Annotated in this window: 1 pseudogene; it reads right to left on the bottom strand. The window is 66.2% G+C overall.

Annotation, left to right across the window (positions count from 1 at the left end):
* Positions 1-228, bottom strand: a pseudogene (locus SB764_RS45315) (hypothetical protein); the annotation flags it as partial.

Genomic DNA, 228 nt, shown 5'->3' with positions numbered 1-228 from the left:
CAGGTTGGCACGGCCGCGGATGATCAGCTGCGCCGGCTTGCCTTCATCCGGGCTGCCGGACCAGACGGCAATGCCGCGCTCCACGAGGTCACGCGACAAGGCATCGAGCTCGTGGCGCACATCCGTTTTCAGCCGGTCGAGTTGCTTGCGCAACTCCGGCAGCGTCTGACCGGTCATGTGGGCGTTGAGGAAGTTGGCGGCCTCAGTCAGCTGCGACGACGTCACGCC

The sequence above is a fragment of the Paraburkholderia sp. SIMBA_027 genome, assembly GCF_046535315.1.
GTDB classification, from domain to species: Bacteria; Pseudomonadota; Gammaproteobacteria; order Burkholderiales; family Burkholderiaceae; genus Paraburkholderia; species Paraburkholderia tropica.
This window is presented reverse-complemented; position numbering and strand designations above follow the sequence as displayed.